The 18202-nt window shown below is 53.8% G+C and carries 15 protein-coding genes, 1 pseudogene and 1 riboswitch; of the genes and pseudogenes, 10 read left to right on the plus strand and 6 right to left on the minus strand.

Translation table 11 applies throughout. The features are described from left to right. Positions 1 to 339 precede the first annotated feature (339 nt). From V1566_RS18160 to yegS, 3 genes and pseudogenes are all read left to right on the plus strand, one after another. A pseudogene (locus V1566_RS18160) lies at positions 340 to 1292 on the plus strand (hypothetical protein). A 61-nt stretch (positions 1293 to 1353) separates the two neighbouring features. Continuing rightward, on the plus strand, positions 1354 to 1905 hold the full coding sequence (locus V1566_RS18165) for a hypothetical protein (protein WP_395304225.1): 552 nt from the start codon (positions 1354 to 1356) through the stop codon (positions 1903 to 1905). 162 nt (positions 1906 to 2067) lie between these two features. Then, positions 2068 to 2967, plus strand: a complete 900-nt coding sequence (gene yegS, locus V1566_RS18170) for a lipid kinase YegS (protein WP_395304226.1) — start codon at positions 2068 to 2070, stop codon at positions 2965 to 2967. A 53-nt stretch (positions 2968 to 3020) separates the two neighbouring features. Here yegS and fbaB read toward each other — a convergent pair whose 3' ends face one another. Beyond that, positions 3021 to 4073 carry a class I fructose-bisphosphate aldolase gene (fbaB, locus tag V1566_RS18175; RefSeq protein ID WP_023312424.1) on the minus strand — a complete coding sequence of 351 codons (1053 nt, stop codon included), beginning with the start codon at positions 4071 to 4073 and terminating at the stop codon, positions 3021 to 3023. A 250-nt stretch (positions 4074 to 4323) separates the two neighbouring features. Here fbaB and V1566_RS18180 point away from each other — a divergent pair, with 250 nt between their 5' ends. From V1566_RS18180 to V1566_RS18190, 3 genes are read left to right on the plus strand one after another with little or no spacing between them, the layout of a single operon-like run. Beyond that, the gene (locus V1566_RS18180; RefSeq protein WP_159514544.1) at positions 4324 to 5601 is read left to right on the plus strand and encodes a nucleoside permease; all 1278 of its coding nucleotides are present in this window, start codon (positions 4324 to 4326) and stop codon (positions 5599 to 5601) included. Then, positions 5598 to 6602, plus strand: a complete 1005-nt coding sequence (locus V1566_RS18185) for an ADP-ribosylglycohydrolase family protein (RefSeq protein ID WP_395304227.1) — start codon at positions 5598 to 5600, stop codon at positions 6600 to 6602. Before V1566_RS18180 ends, V1566_RS18185 begins: the two co-directional genes overlap by 4 nt. Further along, complete coding sequence (locus V1566_RS18190; protein WP_395304228.1) at positions 6599 to 7552, plus strand: PfkB family carbohydrate kinase; 954 nt, start codon at positions 6599 to 6601, stop codon at positions 7550 to 7552. Before V1566_RS18185 ends, V1566_RS18190 begins: the two co-directional genes overlap by 4 nt. On the opposite strand, the gene V1566_RS18195 is transcribed toward V1566_RS18190, so the two are convergent. Genes V1566_RS18195 through thiM form a run of 3 tightly spaced genes read right to left on the minus strand, consistent with a single transcriptional unit; the run spans position 7526 to position 9882 of the window. Then, complete coding sequence (locus tag V1566_RS18195; protein ID WP_109845299.1) at positions 7526 to 8272, minus strand: GntR family transcriptional regulator; 747 nt, start codon at positions 8270 to 8272, stop codon at positions 7526 to 7528. The two genes, V1566_RS18190 and V1566_RS18195, sit on opposite strands and share 27 nt — an antisense overlap. Before the next feature lie 42 nt (positions 8273 to 8314). Then, entirely contained in the window at positions 8315 to 9115 is an 801-nt protein-coding gene (gene thiD, locus V1566_RS18200) for a bifunctional hydroxymethylpyrimidine kinase/phosphomethylpyrimidine kinase (protein WP_213328225.1), read from the minus strand. Then, on the minus strand, positions 9112 to 9882 hold the full coding sequence (gene thiM, locus V1566_RS18205) for a hydroxyethylthiazole kinase (protein ID WP_395304229.1): 771 nt from the start codon (positions 9880 to 9882) through the stop codon (positions 9112 to 9114). Before thiM ends, thiD begins: the two co-directional genes overlap by 4 nt. Before the next feature lie 35 nt (positions 9883 to 9917). Continuing rightward, positions 9918 to 10014, minus strand: a riboswitch (TPP riboswitch). A 664-nt stretch (positions 10015 to 10678) separates the two neighbouring features. Between thiM and V1566_RS18210 the strand changes: the two genes are divergently transcribed. Next, positions 10679 to 11677 carry a YadA C-terminal domain-containing protein gene (locus V1566_RS18210; RefSeq protein ID WP_395304230.1) on the plus strand — a complete coding sequence of 333 codons (999 nt, stop codon included), beginning with the start codon at positions 10679 to 10681 and terminating at the stop codon, positions 11675 to 11677. A gap of 330 nt (positions 11678 to 12007) precedes the next feature. After that, a complete protein-coding gene (locus V1566_RS18215) occupies positions 12008 to 12481 on the plus strand; it encodes a hypothetical protein (protein ID WP_395304231.1) in 474 nt (157 codons plus the stop codon). Positions 12482 to 12548: 67 nt separating this feature from the next. Here the strand turns inward: V1566_RS18215 and V1566_RS18220 are convergent, their stop codons facing one another. Next, positions 12549 to 13979, minus strand: a complete 1431-nt coding sequence (locus V1566_RS18220; protein WP_395304232.1) for a glycoside hydrolase family 32 protein — start codon at positions 13977 to 13979, stop codon at positions 12549 to 12551. A gap of 17 nt (positions 13980 to 13996) precedes the next feature. After that, entirely contained in the window at positions 13997 to 15238 is a 1242-nt protein-coding gene (locus tag V1566_RS18225; protein ID WP_395304233.1) for an MFS transporter, read from the minus strand. 238 nt (positions 15239 to 15476) lie between these two features. Here V1566_RS18225 and V1566_RS18230 point away from each other — a divergent pair, with 238 nt between their 5' ends. After that, the gene (locus tag V1566_RS18230; RefSeq protein WP_395304234.1) at positions 15477 to 16484 is read left to right on the plus strand and encodes a LacI family DNA-binding transcriptional regulator; all 1008 of its coding nucleotides are present in this window, start codon (positions 15477 to 15479) and stop codon (positions 16482 to 16484) included. A gap of 333 nt (positions 16485 to 16817) precedes the next feature. After that, on the plus strand, positions 16818 to 18194 hold the full coding sequence (locus V1566_RS18235) for a diaminobutyrate--2-oxoglutarate transaminase (protein ID WP_014884533.1): 1377 nt from the start codon (positions 16818 to 16820) through the stop codon (positions 18192 to 18194). Positions 18195 to 18202 lie beyond the last annotated feature (8 nt).

The following is an 18202-nucleotide window of genomic DNA, read 5'->3' on the forward strand; positions in this document are numbered from 1 at the left end:
CAATGGTCTTGTGTGCCGCGCAAACCCGCATTGCACCGTTGAAAGCCAGTAGCCGTAAGGGTCGTAATGGCCCTTACGCGGGCTTATTTTTTTGTACAATTCAGTCCACTGAGTCAGAATGAAATTGCACAGCCCCACCAAATGAAGGGTGTTGATTCGCGACAGCGTCTGCTGGAAGATCTTTTACGAAAATCGGGCGGGTATATGATATCCATCACAATTTTCATTGGTTCTGGCAGGATGGTGCGTTATTCGGATCATTCCTAATTCCCGTCCATAACATGCCCTTTACTCTTGATTTCTTAGCGTTATACGATTTCACACGGACGGAGAGACAACATGACTTTTCCTGGTCAGATTTCAAAGGATATTCCGGATTACGAACTCGCACGCAGTCTGGGTCTAGCCTCCGGCGGCGATATTAATTTCACCGCCCTTTCCAATCAGCTGGACTGTAGCCGTAACTTTAGCCAGGTTGGGATCATCTACTCAGACGGTGCGCGTCAGTGGTTAGTGAGACCCTCAAGACGGATTGCGACGCCAAACGAAAGCTCGGTAAGTCTAAAGTAAACGCCTCATCAAGTAATCCTCTCCGGGCAACGACGACGACGATTCAGTCGCCTTCATTAGCGACTGAAATAGGTTCTACGGCGATTTCTTGCGGAGCTGCCATTCTCACTGTCGTACTTGCTGCAGGCGCAGGTATGGCCATTCCTCTCACCGCAGGTTCTTCCGGTGCTGTTGCCGCTGTGATTGTCGCTGGTGGTGTAGCAACAGGAATTCAGTGTGCAAACGGGCTTGGCCGCTTGTCACTTATTGCCATGAATCATAATGACTATGTTGCCTGGATGGATTCTCAGGAGTGGTATACCGCAACCAATACTGCTCTTGATGCGATTTCACTTGCCGGGGCTGCCGCGGGTCTAAAAAGCGCAGTATTAACCTACCGCCTACTTAATCGCTCGACGTCCGAAAGTTTACTCTCGTTATTACAAAAAATGAGCCGAGCGGACCGCACGCGGTTAACTGAGGAAATCATTCGTATTCGAAATCCCGGGATCTCTAATTCAGGGGTTAAAGCAGCGATGAAAGCTGGCGTTTACCCTAAACGTTACCCCTCGGAAGCGCTGCAGCTGCTCTTACAGCGAGAGCTGTTGAATGCTATTTCAAACTCCTCAGCATTTGTTGGCAGTGCTATCTCGGGTACAATTCGGAATCCTCAGAATATTACACAATCTGGTAAATACGTTTTTGGTTTGATTCAGTCTTTTTCATTTACAGGAAGTTATTGACCCGGACATGATAAATTACATCAAAAAGAGCCTTGCATTAAGTACTGTGATAACAGGTGAAATGGCGACTGACGATTGCCAACGGCTTGAATCATTGAAAGATCGCTTAAAAGGTCAGTTCGGTGTTCCTGTGGGTGTACATATGACAGGTATTCCCTTAGCAATAAGTACCTTACTCACTATTTTTTGCTACGCTATGCTACAAGTTTCTGTCTGGATGTTGCTATTTCGCCTGCTCGGCTTACCTGAATTTAAGGTAATGATGGGAGTATTCCTTGCAGCAGTGGTGTATTGCATGATTGTAATGAGCACGATGTTTTTAACGGCCAGAGGGTCCTTAACGGGATATAAACTGCATATTTTTGTCATTACACTAACCGGCTTGATGAGCATCGTTTACTTTATCTGGACGTGGATTTCGCTTTTATTCGGCTCTGTAGAGAATTACACACCGCAAATAACCTCATTATTAGGATTGGGATTTTTCGGCCTGAATATCGTGTGGATGAATACGTCAGTCTTTTATCGTTCAATTGCGCTAACGCTACATAATCGGGTGTGGCGTAAGCAGTTGAAAATTGAGAACAGGCAAATGGCAGGGCTCAAACGTTGACAGCAAGCGTCAATTGAGGGGCCGGCGTATAAAAGGTAAACGCCACAAAGGGGGATAAATCCCCTTTCCGCAGCCTTATTTTTTTCCTTTCATCCTGTTCTTACCCGCTTTTTTCCTCTCTGCTATACACTCTTACTAACGCTAAAAAAGGGAGCAGCGCGGATGGCAACCTATCCAGACAGTTTATTGATTCTCAATGGCAAAAGTGCGGGCAACGATCTGTTGCGTCAGGTCATTCAGGGTTTGCGTGACGACGGCGCGCGCATCCACGTCAGGGTGACGTGGGAAAAAGGCGACGCGGCACGCTATATCAATGAAGCCCTCAGGCTTGGCGTCAACACCATCATTTCCGGCGGCGGCGACGGCACCATCAATGAGATTGCGTCAGCGCTTATCGACCTGCCCCCGGCAAACCGGCCGGTGATGGGCATTTTACCGCTCGGTACCGCCAATGATTTTGCCACCAGCGCCGGGATCCCGGAGGAGTTAGAGAAGGCGCTCCAGCTGGCGATCCTCGGCAAGGCCACCGCTGTGGATATTGCGCAGGTGAATGATAAAACCTGCTTTATCAATATGGCGACGGGCGGGTTTGGCACGCGTATCACCAGCGAAACACCGGAAAAGCTTAAGGCGGCGCTGGGCGGCGTGTCGTACCTGATCCACGGCCTGATGCGCATGGACACCCTCAAGCCTGACCGCTGCGAAATTCGCGGCGAGGATTTTCAGTGGCAGGGTGACGCGCTGGTAATTGGGATTGGCAATGGCCGCCAGGCTGGTGGCGGGCAGCAGCTGTGCCCGGAGGCGCTGATCAATGACGGTCAGCTACAGCTGCGTATTTTCACGGGCGACGGCCTGCTGCCCGCGCTGTTTACCACGCTGACGCAGCCGGAAGAGAGTCCAAATATCATCGCCGGGAAGTCGGCGTGGTTTGAAGTGAATGCTCCGCACGGGATGACCTTTAACCTCGACGGAGAGCCGCTGAGCGGAACGCAGTTCCGCATTGAGGTGTTGCCCGGCGCGCTGCGGTGTCGGCTACCACCGGACTGCGTGCTTTTGCGCTGATCGTATTGCCGGGTGGCGGCTACGCCTTACCCGGCCTACGTTTCGCCCTCAGGTCAGGCAATCGTTACTTTGCTATCCAGATAGACGTCCTGAACCGCATTGATCAGCTTCACGCCGTCGGCCATCGATTTCTTAAACGCCTTACGGCCAAGGATCAGCCCCATACCGCCCGCGCGTTTGTTAATAACCGCCGTACGCACCGCGTCTGACAGGTCGGTATCACCGCCCGCCGCGCCGCCGGAGTTAATCAGCCCTGCGCGGCCCATGTAGCAGTTCGCCAGCTGGTAGCGCACCAGGTCGATCGGGTTATCGCTGGTCAGCTTGCTGTAAACGCGGTCATCGGTATAGCCAAAGTTCACCGCTTTATAGCCGCCGTTGTTCTCGGCCATTTTCTGCTTCACGATATCCGCGCCGATGGTCGCCGCCAGGTGGTTCGCCTGCCCGGTCAGGTCGGCCGACACGTGGTAATCCACGCCGTCTTTCTTGAACGCGTTGTTGCGCAAATACGCCCACAGTACGGTGACCATGCCCAGCTCGTGCGCGCGCTCAAACGCCGCGGAGATCTCTTCAATCTGACGGCGAGACTGCTCAGAACCGAAATAGATGGTCGCCCCTACCGCCACCGCCCCCATATTGAACGCCTGCTCGACGCTGGCGTAGAGGGTCTGGTCATATTCGGTAGGGTAGCTGAGGGTTTCGTTGTGGTTCAGCTTCACGAGGAACGGAATGCGGTGGGCGTAGCGACGCGAAACCGAAGCCAGCACGCCGTAGGTGGAGGCGACACAGTTACAGCCCGCCTCAATCGCCAGCTCAACAATGTTCTTCGGATCGAAGTAGAGCGGATTCGCCGCGAAAGAGGCGCCCGCCGAGTGCTCAACGCCCTGGTCCACAGGCAGAATAGAGAGATACCCGGTGCCGCCGAGCCGCCCGGTGTTGTAGAGCGTCTGCATATTTCGCAGGACCGCAGGCGGACGGTTGTTGTCGATCATCACGCGGTCAACGTAGTCATGACCAGGCAGATACAGCTGGTCGGCTGGAATGGTCATACAACGATGCTGTAAAAGGCTGTCGGCGTCTTTGCCAAGCAACTGCGCAATATCAGTCATGTGATACTCCCGTAAGTCCGACGTCGTGTCGGTGTGTGTTTATCCAGTCCCATCTTTTATGGGCAGACTAAGCCTGGTACCGACTTAACAGATTTTCCACCCTTTGCATTTTTTTTCAGCACAATCTGCTGGCTCGATTCGTGTACAACAAAACTGTTACATTGATCAAACAATCGCCACAAAGGTATTTAAAAGGTGCTATTGAGTGGTATGTTAAAGGCGTACCCTCTCTGACATGCAGGATTAAAAAATGAAAACGAAAGTCCAACTGTCATTCATGATGTTTGTTGAATGGTTTATCTGGGGCGCATGGTTTGTGCCGCTGTGGCTGTGGCTGAGCAAAAGCGGTTTTACCGCCGGAGAAATCGGCTGGTCTTACGCCTGTACCGCCATTGCCGCGATCCTTTCTCCTATTCTGGTCGGCTCGCTGACGGACCGCTTCTTCGCCGCCCAGAAAGTGCTGGCGGTGCTGATGTTCGCCGGTGCGATTCTGATGTACTTCGCCGCACAGCAAACCCAGTTCAGCACCTTCTTCCCGCTGCTGCTGGTTTACTCCCTGACCTATATGCCGACCATCGCGCTGACCAACAGCATTGCCTTCGCCAACGTGGACGACGTCGAGGCCGATTTCCCACGCATCCGCGTAATGGGCACCATCGGCTGGATCGCCTCGGGCCTGGCGTGCGGATTCCTGCCGCAGATGATGGGCTACAGCGACATTTCTGATACCAATATTCCGCTGCTGATGACGGCCGCCAGTTCCGCCCTGCTCGGCGTGTTTGCCCTGTTCCTGCCGAACACCCCGCCGAAGAGCACCGGCAAGCTGGATATCAAAGTGATGCTGGGGCTGGACGCGCTGATCCTGCTGCGCGACAAAAACTTCCTGGTATTCTTCTTCTGCTCGTTCCTGTTCGCCATGCCGCTGGCCTTCTACTACATCTTCGCCAACGGCTATCTCACCGAAGTGGGGATGAAAAACGCCACCGGCTGGATGACGCTCGGCCAGTTCTCCGAAATCTTCTTTATGCTGGCGTTGCCGTTCTTTACCAAACGCTTTGGTATTAAGAAGGTCTTACTGCTGGGTCTGATCACTGCCGCCATCCGCTACGGGTTCTTCGTTTACGGCGGAGCGGAACAGTACTTCACCTACGCCCTGCTGTTCCTCGGTATTCTGCTGCACGGCGTGAGCTACGACTTCTACTACGTTACCGCGTACATCTACGTGGATAAAAAAGCGCCGGTGCACATGCGCACCGCCGCGCAGGGCCTGATTACGCTGTGCTGCCAGGGCTTTGGGAGCCTGCTGGGCTACCGCCTGGGCGGCGTGATGATGGAAAAAATGTTCGCATACAAAGAGCCGGTGAATGGGCTGACCTTCAACTGGGCCGGAATGTGGGCGTTTGGTGCAATCATGATTGCCGTGATTGCCGTGCTGTTTATGCTGTTTTTCCGCGAATCGGATAAAGAGATCACCGCAATTGAGGTGGTTGATGGCGATGCCGCGCTGACACAAGGGGAAGTTAAATGAAACAAGAACGTGTTCTCGGTGCTCTTTACGGGCAGGCGTTAGGGGATGCGATGGGCATGCCGTCGGAGCTGTGGCCGAGAAAGCGCGTCAAAGCGCACTTCGGCTGGATCGACCGCTTTTTACCCGGTCCGGCAGAGAATAATGCGGCCTGCTATTTCAAACAGGCAGAGTTCACCGACGATACCTCAATGGCGCTGTGCCTGGCGGACGCGATTATTGAGTGTGAGGGAGACATCAACGCGGACGTTATCGGCAAGCATATTCTTCGCTGGGCGCTCGATTTCGATGCGTTTAATAAGAACGTGCTCGGCCCGACCTCCAAAATCGCGCTTAACGCGATTCGCGACGGGAAACCGGTCAGCGAACTGGAAAACAACGGCGTGACCAACGGGGCGGCAATGCGCGCCTCCCCGCTAGGCTGCCTGCTTCCGGCCACGCGTCTGGAGCACTTTGTTGAGCAGGTGGCGCTGGCCTCCAGCCCTACCCATAAATCGGACCTCGCCATTGCCGGCGCGGTGGTGATTGCCTGGGCGGTTTCGCGCGCCGTCGACGGCGAAAGCTGGCAGAACATCGTCGATGCCCTGCCGGGTATCGCCCGCTATGCGCAGGAGGCGAAAACCACCACCTTCAGCGCGTCGCTGGCGGCACGTATCGAGCTGGCGCTTAAGACCGTGCGGGAAGCCAACGGGGTTGAGTCCGCCAGCGAGCAGGTGTACCAGCTCGTGGGGGCCGGAACCAGCACCATTGAGTCCGTTCCGGCGGCCATTGCGATGGTCGAACTGGCGGGAACCGACCCAAACCGCTGCGCCATTTTATGTGCCAATCTGGGCGGCGATACCGACACCATTGGCGCAATGGCGACGGCCATCTGCGGCGCGCTCCACGGCGTGCAGGCGATTGACCCGACGCTCAAAGCCGAACTCGACGCCGTCAACCGGCTCGATTTCGGCCACTATTGCGAGAAATTATTGCACTACCGGGAGCAAAGGGAGGGCGTATGAATTCATTTGCCCAACGTCTCGACACCCTGCACGCCGCGCGCCCGGTGACGGTGCTGGGCGCAGCGGTGATTGACGTCATCGCCGACGCCTACGCCCTGCCCTGGCGAGGGTGCGATATCGAGCTTAAACAGCAGGGCGTGAATATTGGCGGCTGCGCGCTGAATATCGCCATCGCCCTGAAACGGCTCGGCATTACAGCGCAAAACGCCCTGCCCGTCGGCCACGGGGTATGGGCGGATATCATCCGCAACGCCATGGCGAAGCAGGATCTGCACAGCGCCATTGAGGCCGAAACCGGCGATAACGGCTGGTGCCTGGCACTGGTGGAGCCAGACGGCGAGCGCACCTTTATGTCCTTTAGCGGCGTGGAAAATCAGTGGCAGCAGCGCTGGCTTGATGTGCTTAACATCCCGTCGAACAGTCTGGTCTATTTATCCGGCTATCAGCTGGCCTCGCCGTGCGGTGAACTGCTGACACGCTGGCTGGAGGGGTTGCAGGACGTGACGGCCTTTATCGATTTCGGTCCCCGCATCGCGGATATCCCCGACGCGCTGATGGCGCGGATTATGGCCTGCAAGCCGATTGTGTCGCTGAATCGTCAGGAATCGGAGATCGCAGCCGAACGGCTGGGTGTAGCGGCTGAAAATCTGGGTGCGGAGTGGCAGCAGCGTTTCGGCGCCGCGCTGATTGTGCGGCATGATAAAGATGGCGCCGCGTGGTATGACGGTAATACCTCGGGCGTCGTTGCGGCATTTCCGGCGACGGTTGTGGATACCATTGGCGCTGGCGACAGCCACGCGGGCGGCACGCTTGCCGGGCTGGCGGCAGGATGGTCACTGGCTGACGCCGTTCTGCTGGGGAATGCCGTGGCGTCCTGGGTGGTCAGCCACCGCGGCGGGGACTGCGCCCCGACTCGCGACGAATTATTCCTCGCACACAAAGACATATAGATCGCTGCGACAGTAGCTAATGCTGTACTCAATCGGCCGGTGCTGTTGGTCAAGCGCGACCTGCTTGATCACCAGCACCGGTATTTTTTCGTCCATCTTAATGTGCGCCTGAAACTCGCTGTCCGGCATACGGGCGCTGACCCGTGAACGGGTGCGCTGCGGGAAAATATTCTGACTGCGGAAGTAGTCGTACAGCGAAATGCCAATCGCATCCGCATCGGGAATGAGCCCAACCGGCACCCAGGACTCTTCAATCGACACCGCATCGTCATCCACATAGCGAATGCGCTTGAGCAAAAAGACTTCGCTGTCCGGCGGGATCGACAGGTGGTTTGCGACCTCTTCCGGGCACTTCACCACCCGCTTGTTGACCCATAGCGTATTAGGCTTTTGGCCGCGCAGCACCACCTGCTGGGAAAAGCCGCGCGCCTCTTTCAGCGAATATTCGAAGATGTTGTTGATTTGCGTGCCATAGCCACGGGAACGCGTCACCACGCCCTCTTCCTCCAGCGCCTGCATCGCTTTTCGCACGGTGATGCGCGACACCCCGGTTAACTGGCTCAGATCGCGCTCGCCGGGCAAAATATTCCCGTGCTCCAGCATGCCGCTTCGCACCGCATTTTTTACCGTTTCGGCAAATTTCAGGTACAGCGGCGTGTTGTCAGGCGCGGCGATCCGTTCATTTAGTTGAGCGATTAACCGGGTATGCGCTTGTTCCATCTCTGTTTTCTCAGGCGTGGTGTTTTCTGCCAGTATACTGGGTTACCACCACGCATGAAAATGATGAACCGGCCCAATACCGTGACCCACTTCCAGAGTATCGGCTTTTGCCAGCGCCGCGGAGAGCCAGATTTTCGCTTCGCGCACCGTATCGGCCCAGCCGTCATGCCGTGGACGCAGCGCCGCCAGCGCGGCAGAGAGCGTACAGCCCGTACCGTGGGTGTTTTTGGTCTGCACGCGCGGCGCGGTAAAGCGCACTTCGCCGTCGCGGGTAAAGAGCCAGTCCGGACTTTCGGCATCATCCAGGTGCCCGCCTTTCATCAGCACCGCGCCGCAGCCCATTGCCAGCAGCGCATTCCCTTGCGCTTTCATCTCACGTTCAGTTTGCGCATGCGATGTGCCCAGCAGCGCGGCGGCTTCCGGCAGGTTGGGCGTAATGAGCGCCACCTGCGGCAACAGCTTATTGCGCAGCGTCTCGACGGCGGAGGCGGAGAGCAGCGGATCGCCGCTTTTTGCCAGCATGACGGTATCCAGCACCACGTTTTGCACCTGATAGCGCTTAAGCCGCTCGGCCACCGCTTCCACAATGTCCGTCTCCGCCAGCATGCCGATCTTGGTGGTGTCGATGCGGACGTCGCTGAACACCGAATCCAGCTGCGCGGCAACAAAATCCGGCTCAATACGGTAGACCGACTGCACGCCGCGCGTGTTTTGCGCCACCAGCGCGGTAATGACCGAGCAGCCGTACGCGCCAAGGGCCGAGAAGGTTTTCAGGTCAGCCTGGATACCCGCGCCGCCGCTGGGATCGGTGCCGGCAATGGTCAGGGCGTTAATCCGCTTCATGCCTGCTCCTCCAGCGTATAGAGCGCATCCAGGAACACGCTGGCAAAACTGCCTGGCCCACGTGACTGCGCAACGGCCACCGTTCCGGCTCGCTTCATCCATCCGCAGGCGGCAGTGACGTTATCCAGCCGGTCGCCCGGCAGCGAACAGCTCGCCGCCACAACGGCCGAGAGCGCGCACCCTGTGCCCACCACGCGCGTCATCAACGGATCGCCGCCCGTTACCGTGCGGGTACGTTGCCCGTCAGTGATGTAATCCACTTCTCCCGTAACCACGACAATTGCATTTGTCTGACGCGCCAAAGCCTGCGCGGCAGGCACCGCGCTGGCGGCGGTATCGGTGGTATCAACGCCGCGCCCGCCCGCGCTCATTCCGGCAAGGGCAAGAATTTCAGAGGCATTGCCGCGAATGGCGGCCGGTTTCAGAGCAAGAATTTGATGGCAAAAGCGGGTGCGGAACGTCAGGGCGCCCGCAGCGACCGGGTCCAGCGTCCAGGGCTTGCCTGCCGCCACCGCGCCTTCTATTGCCCGACGCATCGCCTGAGCACGCGCAGAGGTCAGCGTGCCAACGTTAATCAGCAGCGCATCAGCGATCGCGGCAAACTGTTCAGCCTCTTCGGCCTCAATCACCATCGCGGGTGATGCGCCAAGCGCCAGCAAAACGTTGGCCGTAAAGGTCTGTACGACATCGTTGGTCATACAATGGGTCAGCGGAGAACGGGTTCGGAAGTGATGTAAAACGTGTAAATCGAGCAGGTCAGGCTGCATGGGTTCGCTCCTGCCTTGCGTGAAGAAGCGATGACCGGGGAGGCATCTGACTTCCCTACGCTGGCATTATCCAGATCAGGTAATACGGGTATTTCTCAGCCTTCACAAAGAAGGGCACCCCGAGTCATATGGTAAGTTTTAGCTTACATTTTGCCAGATTAGGGTAAGTTGCTTGCTGACGCAAGCGTGCACTTTTGGGTATCGATTCTTCGCCCACGGCTACAGGTTCTGCGTTATGATAACTGGAGTAAGGAGAACAAGCCTGATATTTTCAGAGGCATGATGCTAATCTATTTAATATAACGTTATCCCTTATAACATTTTCATTACCTCCTAAAAACACTCTCTTATTTACCGCTAAGATAGTCATCTCCAAAAACAAAAAAAATTTAGTTTGCAGCCCTTTCGGTTTATCTTTCATTTTTCATCTCCACTTGCTTCGCTTGAAACAATAAGTGCATAGTATAAACATCCATTCCTATTAAATATTGATCCTCCTATCAACGGCTTACCAACAAAACAAGCATTAACCACACATCTTATAAGTTAATGTAAACATTGAAATAATCCATGCTGCACCACATCCAACCACTTTAACCATTCATGCCGTTTATGATTTAGATCAATATTAATAGGTACACAATATTAGATAGTTGCTACACGTTACGAAATAAGCGATTAAACCAAAATCGCAGTGAAAAAATATGATTTAATTGAAGCATAACAAGAAGTTATGTTGTCATGCCAGGATAGCACCCTTACTTTTATTCATTTTTTGAGTGATGAGAGCTTTTAAATGAGAGTTACTAAAATTACTGTTTTTGTGTTGAGTGTGATTTTCTCTGATTCAATGAATGTAGCTAAAGCAGCTAATGTAGACGTAAATCTTAATGATAATGTTAACAATCCTGGTAATTTTATTCAGATTCAGGGTACAAATAACACCGCTTATAATCTGGATAATATGAAAGCTGAAAACGTCACGCAGGACGGGCAGATCTATAACTTGCAAGGCGATCGCGATCGTTTGCAAGACGAGATTGACGTAAGTAAAGGTAATATCAGCACTAACACCGCGGCTATTTCCTCTCTTCAAACTAATGTTTCTAACGTCGATCAGGAAGCGAAATTAGCTGGCGCCCTTGCTGATACCGCTAATAAAAAGGGTGATGCGGCATTACAGGGCGTTCTTACTAATGGAACCGCAATTACTCATATTGAAACTGTTAACACGGTGCAAGATAGCCGTCTGTTAGCTCTTGAGAATGCGCCAAAACCAACTAACGGAGTAGATGGTAAAGATGGTGCTAAAGGTGATACAGGGGCTGATGGTAAGGATGGTAAGGATGGTAAAGATGGTTCTAACGGGGTTACAACTACCATCACACAAGTAGATACCGCTACACAAACTAAAGTAGCGGCTAACACTGCTGCTATTGCTTCCACCTCTACCCAGGCTGCTGGCGTAGCTCAAGATCTGCAAGACGCTAAGAAAGTGTTTAGCCAGCAACAAGCCAGCACTAATGCACAATTTAAATCCTTGCGGGATGAAGTAGACGGGAACAAGAAAGAAGCCCGTTCTGGCGCTGCTAGCGCCATTGCTATAGCTTCTATGCCGCAGGTTGAAGCCGGTCAAAAAGTAATGTTTTCTGCTGGCGTAGGGTCATTTAAAAACGAAAGTGCTGTGAGCGTGGGGGCTTCATTCCATGCAGGAGCCGCTACAGTGAAAGCAGGTGTTTCATCAAGCTCTAATAATGATTTCGCTCTTGGGGCTGGTTTAGGAGTAGGTTTCTAAATAAAATCGTTAATTCTCGCCATTCTAATTGAAAGCTTTGATTAACTTTTTTGAAAATAAGAAACCAGTTAGCCACTGTTAAGTAAAAATGCACCTTATCAATTTAGCCCTCTGGCTTCAAAAAATATACTGGTGATAGCCACTATGACAAAGTACATTTTTATCTCTGTTATTCTGTACATTATTTTTTTAATGACAGGTGCATGGATGGGAGTTATGTATCAATCATACTTCCATTGTGGATTATAAAAATGAATGAAAAATTTATCGCTTATCTGGTCTCTGCAGGCTATTAATTGTCGCTTTCACAGAATTTAAGGTATTAGGTCAATGAAAAAATTAATTATGGCTGTTATTGTTTCTGCCATATTGGCTGGATGTGTTAGCCCCGCTCAACAAGCACAGCAGCGCATGGCTGAATGTGAACGCCAGGGGATTAGCAAAGATACCTGCTACCTGGCTGAGCAAAATCGCCAGAATGCCTACAATGAAGCCGCACAAAATGCAGCATGGGCCAACGCGCGTGATGCCGCTGCGGGTACGGGTATCTGGTCTAAGAAAGACGCGAAACAACATGCTCAGGCTGCTAAAACAACGCACGCCTTTAAATGGGAAGGGATGAAGATCACGATTAAAGGTGAGATATTGGATGTTGATGGCGTATTAGGCGCGCTGGATGAAAACGAGCCTCAGGCAAAGGTTTATTCGCAAGGGTTATACACCTTCATTTACTATCCTGCTAAAGGCAAACTAGCGGTAAATAAAGAAGGCCAGTTTCAGGGCTACGCCAGAAAAATTAAATAATAATAAAGGCGACATCAGTCGCCTTTATTATTTGCGGATCCTACTGAATTTTTCTGATGTAACCCATTTACTCTAATTGCCACGCCCCGGCATCAATAAGCGACGCACTTCCCGTCCAGGCAAACAACGCCAGCTCGCGAGCCTCCGCTTCGGGATAAATGCGGCTGCTGAGGCACGCTTCCCCCTCATTGACAAACACCTCCACAGACGAGTTGTCAAAGAACAGGCGCAGGTTTAGCGTGTCGTTCAGGTTTATCGCGACGCTTCGGGTACCACACAAGCCATACTGCGGATAGTGACGCTCCAGCACCAGGCGCTGCATCTGCGCATCGACATAAATACGTAACCCGTCTCCGAGACGAATACCGTACTGCTCCGCGCTGCTGTTGGCGCAATCCCAACGCAGAATGACTTCCATAGCGTCGCAGCTTTCCACCTGAGCGATTTGCTGATTGTTAAGCGCGCTCACCGGCCAGGGGAACCATGCTCTGCGCAAGCTTTCGACTTCTCTGGCTGGACGCATTTGCAGATGATCATCCGCACTCAGCGTCAGCTCGCGCGGTAAAGAGAGCATACCCGCCCAGCCATCCTGCTGTTCCGGCAGGGGCGATTCCCACATGTCCAGCCAGCCGATGACGATGCGGCGGCCGTCGGGAGTCAGGAAGCTTTGTGGCGCATAGAAATCGTGCCCGCGATCCATCTCCACAAATTCCCCTTCACGCACGAAAGGCTGACCGGGCTGCCACTCGCCCAGCAGGTAGCCGCTCTGGAAAAGATTACGATTTTTGAATCCGTCTGCCGCCAGCCCCTGAGGCGAAAACACCAGCACGCGTTTGCCATTGAGGGTGAAAAAACCCGGGCATTCCCACATATAGCCCATCTCTTTTTCAGCCACCGCAAGCACGCCCATATCCAGCCACTCGCGCAGATCGGCAGAACGGTATAGGCGCACATGGCCCGTCTCACCGTCCCGCGCGCCGACAACCATGTACCAGCTCTCCCCTTCACGCCACACTTTCGGATCGCGGAAGTGATGCAGCCCAGGCGGCGTGTCAACAATCATTCCCTGCCGGGCAAAATGAACGCCGTCACGACTGGTCGCCAGACACTGCACCTGGTAGAGATTAGCCTCATCAGGGTCACCGTGGAATTTATGTCCGGTGTAAATCAGCGCCAGCGTATCGCCATCGACTACCGCCGAGCCGGAAAAACAGCCGTCCTTGTCTTCTGGTCCTTCCGGTGCCAGTGCTACCGGGAGGTGCTCCCAGTGAACTAAATCTTTGCTGCGCGCATGGCCCCAGTGCATCGGCCCCCACTGGGTCGAGTATGGATGATGCTGGTAAAACGCGTGATACCAGCCGTCAAACCACACCAGGCCATTCGGGTCGTTCATCCAGCCGGCACGCGCGGCGAGGTGGTAGCGCGGATACCAGCGCAGGTTAAGACTGCCTTCTCTGGCCTGCAATTCCTGTTCAGCTTTGGCAATGGAATACGTCATGTGTCTACTCTTTTCAGTCAGATAGTGGAAGGTTGCGGCATTAACGGGTCAGAAGAGGACTTACCCGAGCGCAACAGGAAGATGGAGATGAGTGTGGTGCTGAAAACTAACACCCCCATAATGAGATAGGACTGGGCAAAGCCGTATTTCTCATAGCTGTAACCAGCCAGCGGCGACAGAACCGAGGCAATCACCGAGCTTGTACAGGCAAAGCCCACCAGATAGAGGGTGGAAGAGAGTCGCTTATCAAAATGCAGGCTGTTGTATTTAAAGATGGAGACCAGCAAAACGGGCAGCTCAACCGCGTGCAATAGCTTGGTAATGGAGATCAGTATCGGCCCCTCAACCAGACCCGATGCCACCATACGCATCGCCATCACCATTCCGGCGAAAATCAGGCCATTTTTCGCACCGAGGCGATTCACCAGCCACGGGGCGCAAAACATACCGGCCGCCTCAAGGAATACCTGGAAGGAGTTGAGATAGCCGTACATGGCGTTTCCTTCCTGTAACGTCGGGAACTGGGAGGAGAAATAGACCGGGAACTGCTGGTCATAAACGCCATAAATACAGGTGCCGATAACGAAAAACACCAGCGCCCAGAAACGCGGCAGCGTCAGCAGGCGCAAGGCATCTTCCAGTGTGACCTTACCGCCGGACACCGCTTCCTGCATGGCGTGCGGGGCGGAAGAGACCCTGAGACGCGCAAGCAAAACAAAAAACACCAGCCCTGCGCAGCTCGCGACGGCAAAGTTCAGCTTCGGATTAATGTTAAACAGCAGCCCCGCGAAAAAGGTTGCCGCCGCCCAGCCAAGCGATCCCCACATCCTCGCCTTGCCGAACTCAAACTGGCTCTGGCGGGCCACGCGCTCGGTATAGGACTCCAGTACCCCTATCCCGCCGTTAAACGTCAGGCCGATAAAAATCCCACCGAAAATGCTGCCGAGCAACACGTTAATCTTCAGCAGATAGCCAAACAGCAAAAAAGCCGGACCAGAAAGAACGAGCAGGCTGGTCAGAAACCAGAGCAGGTTTTTGCGCAGGCCGAGTTTGTCCTGAATAAACCCGTAGCAGATTTGTGCAAAAAGCGCGGAGACGGAAAGCACGGCATAGATAACGCCGGTATCCCCCGCTTTTAAGCCCACTTCCTGATGAAGCCAGATGGAAAGTAACGAGCCGGAAGATGACCAGGTGACAAAAAAGAAAAACAGTAATGCGCTCAGTAAAGGGTAGCTGTGAGAGCGATGCGTTTTCATCATGACATTCTCATGTTGGAGTAATGACGCAATGGTAACGTTAACATTGTCTCTTTCTCATGCTGTTTGGCTAAAATTTAAGATGTTAATCACGAAAGTTAACGTTAACATTGAGAGAATGAGATCGCGATCAAAAATTCATCACTGAGGTCAGCATGACCTAACCAGGGCATCAGCCTTCCTTTTACATCAGCGACTTAGTTGTATACCCTTTCACACAGAGCATTAACGGAGTAACAAAATGGCTTCCCTGAAGGACGTCGCAAAGCTGGCTAACGTATCGCTGATGACAGTTTCCCGCGCGCTTAACAGCCCGGAGCGCCTTAAACCGGAAACGCTGGCGCGCGTGCAGTTGGCTATCGAGCAGACCAGCTACGTTCCTGACCTGTCCGCCAAGAAAATACGCGGCGCGCATGCCTCACCGAAAACCATAGGCGTACTGGCGCTCGATACGGTGACGACACCTTTCTCGGTGGACATCACGCTGTCTATTGAAGAAACGGCCAGAATGCACGGCTGGAACAGCTTCGTGATGAATATGTTTACCGATGACAACCCGGACGCTATTGTCGACCTTCTCCTCTCTCATCGGCCTGACGGGATTATCTACACCACCATGGGGTTACGCCAGGTTCCTCTTCCGGCCAAACTCCTCACCCTCCCCTGCGTGCTGGCCAATTGCGAAAGTGACGGCGAAAAGGTCGCCAGCTATATTCCTGATGATGAAGAGGGGCAGTATACCGCCGTGCGGGCGTTACTCGCGGAGGGTTATCGACGCCCTCTCTGCCTGCATTTACCTGAGGGGCATCTGGCCACAACCCGACGTCGTCAGGGGCTGGAACGTGCATGCCGTGAAGCGGGGCTCGACCCGCACAGCCTGGCGCACAGCTATATGGCGCTCGGCGATGAGCACTATCGTGACATTCCGTCAGTATTGCTGGCGCACATGCAGAATGGCATTCCCCGGTTCGACTCCGTTATCTGCGGCAACGACCGTATCGCGTTTATGGTGTACCAGACGCTGCTGGCGCAAGGGCTTCGCATACCGGAAGATGTCGCCGTTATCGGCTATGACAATATGGTGGGTATTGGGGAGTTGTTCCTGCCTCCTCTCACTACGGTTCAACTGCCACACTATGAAATTGGTCGCCTGAGCGCCTTGCATATTATTAACGGTGAAGAGCACCAGAACACCACGCGCGTTGAAAGTCCTTTTTTAATGCGTGATTCCGTTGTGCATGCATCATAAGCACCGCTTTTTGCACATGACACAGGAATAGAGAGAGCCAGCCTCCTTTTTTGCCATTCGATGGCACGTTTTGTCACACTCTTTTCTGCGACTTTACACGCCGGACAAATAGCCTGTAACGGGCTGTTTTTATTTGGCATAAAATGCAATTTTCATTTTAAAAATGGGGATATTTTCTCCCCACAGCCCCGTGTCACAAAACAGTAAGCAAATTAACCATTGAGCCCCGTGGCAAAAGGCTCTATATTGGCGGCGTTTTTTTCAGGCCCCCATCTGTTTTTTAACTTTTTATTCAATCGTGGCTCATAACGAAGCGGCGGTTGTAGGAGTGATATGATGACGGATAAAGTCCGTATTGACACCGTAGATGCCCACAAAAGCAACGAAACCTATCTGGCCCGTCAGGCCGAGTTTGAATCTAACGTCAGGAGTTATCCGCGCAAACTGCCTTTAGCCATCACTAAAGCAGAAGGCGTGTGGATCACCGATGCAGACAATAAAGAATACCTTGACTGTTTAGCAGGCGCGGGGACCCTTGCGCTTGGCCATAACCATCCTGATGTGCTGAAAAGCATCCAAAATGTCATTACCAGCGGCTTGCCGTTACATACCCTGGATCTGACTACGCCTCTGAAAGACGCGTTTTCTGAATACCTGCTCTCTCTGCTGCCTGGTCAGGGCAAAGAGTACTGCCTGCAGTTCACCGGTCCATCCGGTGCTGACGCCGTTGAAGCGGCGCTGAAGCTGGCGAAAAAAGTGACCGGTCGTAGCGGTATCATCAGCTTCTCTGGTGGCTACCACGGGATGACCCACGGCGCGCTGTCCGTGACCGGCAACCTGTCTCCGAAAGAAGCGGTTGACGGTATGATGCCAGAAGTCCAGTTCATGCCTTACCCGCACGAGTACCGTTGCCCGCTGGGTATCGGTGGTGAAGCGGGCGTGAAAGCGCTGACTTACTACTTCGATAACCTGATTAACGACGTTGAAAGCGGCGTGCGTAAACCTGCAGCGGTGATTCTGGAAGCCGTTCAGGGCGAAGGCGGCGTGAACCCGGCTCCGGCTGAGTGGCTGCAGCGCATCCGTAAAGTGACTCAGGAACACGGCATTCTGCTGATCCTCGACGAAGTTCAGGCTGGCTTTGCCCGTACCGGTAAATTCTTCGCCTTCGAACACGCTGGCATTGAGCCAGACATCATCGTGATGTCTAAAGCAGTGGGTGGCGGTCTGCCGCTGGCCGTGCTCGGTATCAAAAAGCAGTTCGATGCGTGGGCGCCAGGTCACCACACCGGTACCTTCCGCGGCAACCAGCTGGCGATGGCAACCGGTCTGACGACGCTGAAAATCCTGAAAGACCAGAACATCGCAGGCAAAGTGGCTGCACAGGGCGAATGGCTGAAAGGCCAGCTGAAAGAGATGGCGAAGCGCTATCCGGTCATCGGCCACGTGCGCGGTCTGGGCATGATGATCGGTATTGAGATCGTTAAGCCACACGAAGCCGCTGACCACATGGGCTGCTTCCCGGGCGACGGCGAGCTGTCTGCGCTGATTCAGAAGAAGTGCTTCGAAGCCGGTCTGATTCTGGAGCGCGGTGGCCGTAACGGTATCGTTCTGCGTCTGCTGCCGTCTCTGCTGATCAGCGACGAAGAGCTGAAAATCTTCCTGGATAAATTTGAGCAGGCACTGCTTGCTGCGGGCGTTCGCCCGGCGTAACCGGAGTT

Origin of the sequence: Enterobacter sp. ECC-019 (assembly GCF_043974075.1) — a bacterium.
In the GTDB taxonomy this organism is placed as follows: Bacteria; Pseudomonadota; Gammaproteobacteria; order Enterobacterales; family Enterobacteriaceae; genus Enterobacter; species Enterobacter asburiae_D.

Bases quoted from the DNA above. Each gene is read 5' to 3' on its own strand.
- V1566_RS18165 (WP_395304225.1), top strand. From the start codon at position 1,354: ATGGCGACTGACGATTGCCAACGGCTTGAATCATTGAAAGATCGCTTA.
- yegS (WP_395304226.1), top strand. From the start codon at position 2,068: ATGGCAACCTATCCAGACAGTTTATTGATTCTCAATGGCAAAAGTGCG.
- fbaB (WP_023312424.1), bottom strand. From the start codon at position 4,073: ATGACTGATATTGCGCAGTTGCTTGGCAAAGACGCCGACAGCCTTTTA.
- V1566_RS18180 (WP_159514544.1), top strand. From the start codon at position 4,324: ATGAAAACGAAAGTCCAACTGTCATTCATGATGTTTGTTGAATGGTTT.
- V1566_RS18185 (WP_395304227.1), top strand. From the start codon at position 5,598: ATGAAACAAGAACGTGTTCTCGGTGCTCTTTACGGGCAGGCGTTAGGG.
- V1566_RS18190 (WP_395304228.1), top strand. From the start codon at position 6,599: ATGAATTCATTTGCCCAACGTCTCGACACCCTGCACGCCGCGCGCCCG.
- V1566_RS18195 (WP_109845299.1), bottom strand. From the start codon at position 8,272: ATGGAACAAGCGCATACCCGGTTAATCGCTCAACTAAATGAACGGATC.
- thiD (WP_213328225.1), bottom strand. From the start codon at position 9,115: ATGAAGCGGATTAACGCCCTGACCATTGCCGGCACCGATCCCAGCGGC.
- thiM (WP_395304229.1), bottom strand. From the start codon at position 9,882: ATGCAGCCTGACCTGCTCGATTTACACGTTTTACATCACTTCCGAACC.
- V1566_RS18210 (WP_395304230.1), top strand. From the start codon at position 10,679: ATGAGAGTTACTAAAATTACTGTTTTTGTGTTGAGTGTGATTTTCTCT.
- V1566_RS18215 (WP_395304231.1), top strand. From the start codon at position 12,008: ATGAAAAAATTAATTATGGCTGTTATTGTTTCTGCCATATTGGCTGGA.
- V1566_RS18220 (WP_395304232.1), bottom strand. From the start codon at position 13,979: ATGACGTATTCCATTGCCAAAGCTGAACAGGAATTGCAGGCCAGAGAA.
- V1566_RS18225 (WP_395304233.1), bottom strand. From the start codon at position 15,238: ATGATGAAAACGCATCGCTCTCACAGCTACCCTTTACTGAGCGCATTA.
- V1566_RS18230 (WP_395304234.1), top strand. From the start codon at position 15,477: ATGGCTTCCCTGAAGGACGTCGCAAAGCTGGCTAACGTATCGCTGATG.
- V1566_RS18235 (WP_014884533.1), top strand. From the start codon at position 16,818: ATGATGACGGATAAAGTCCGTATTGACACCGTAGATGCCCACAAAAGC.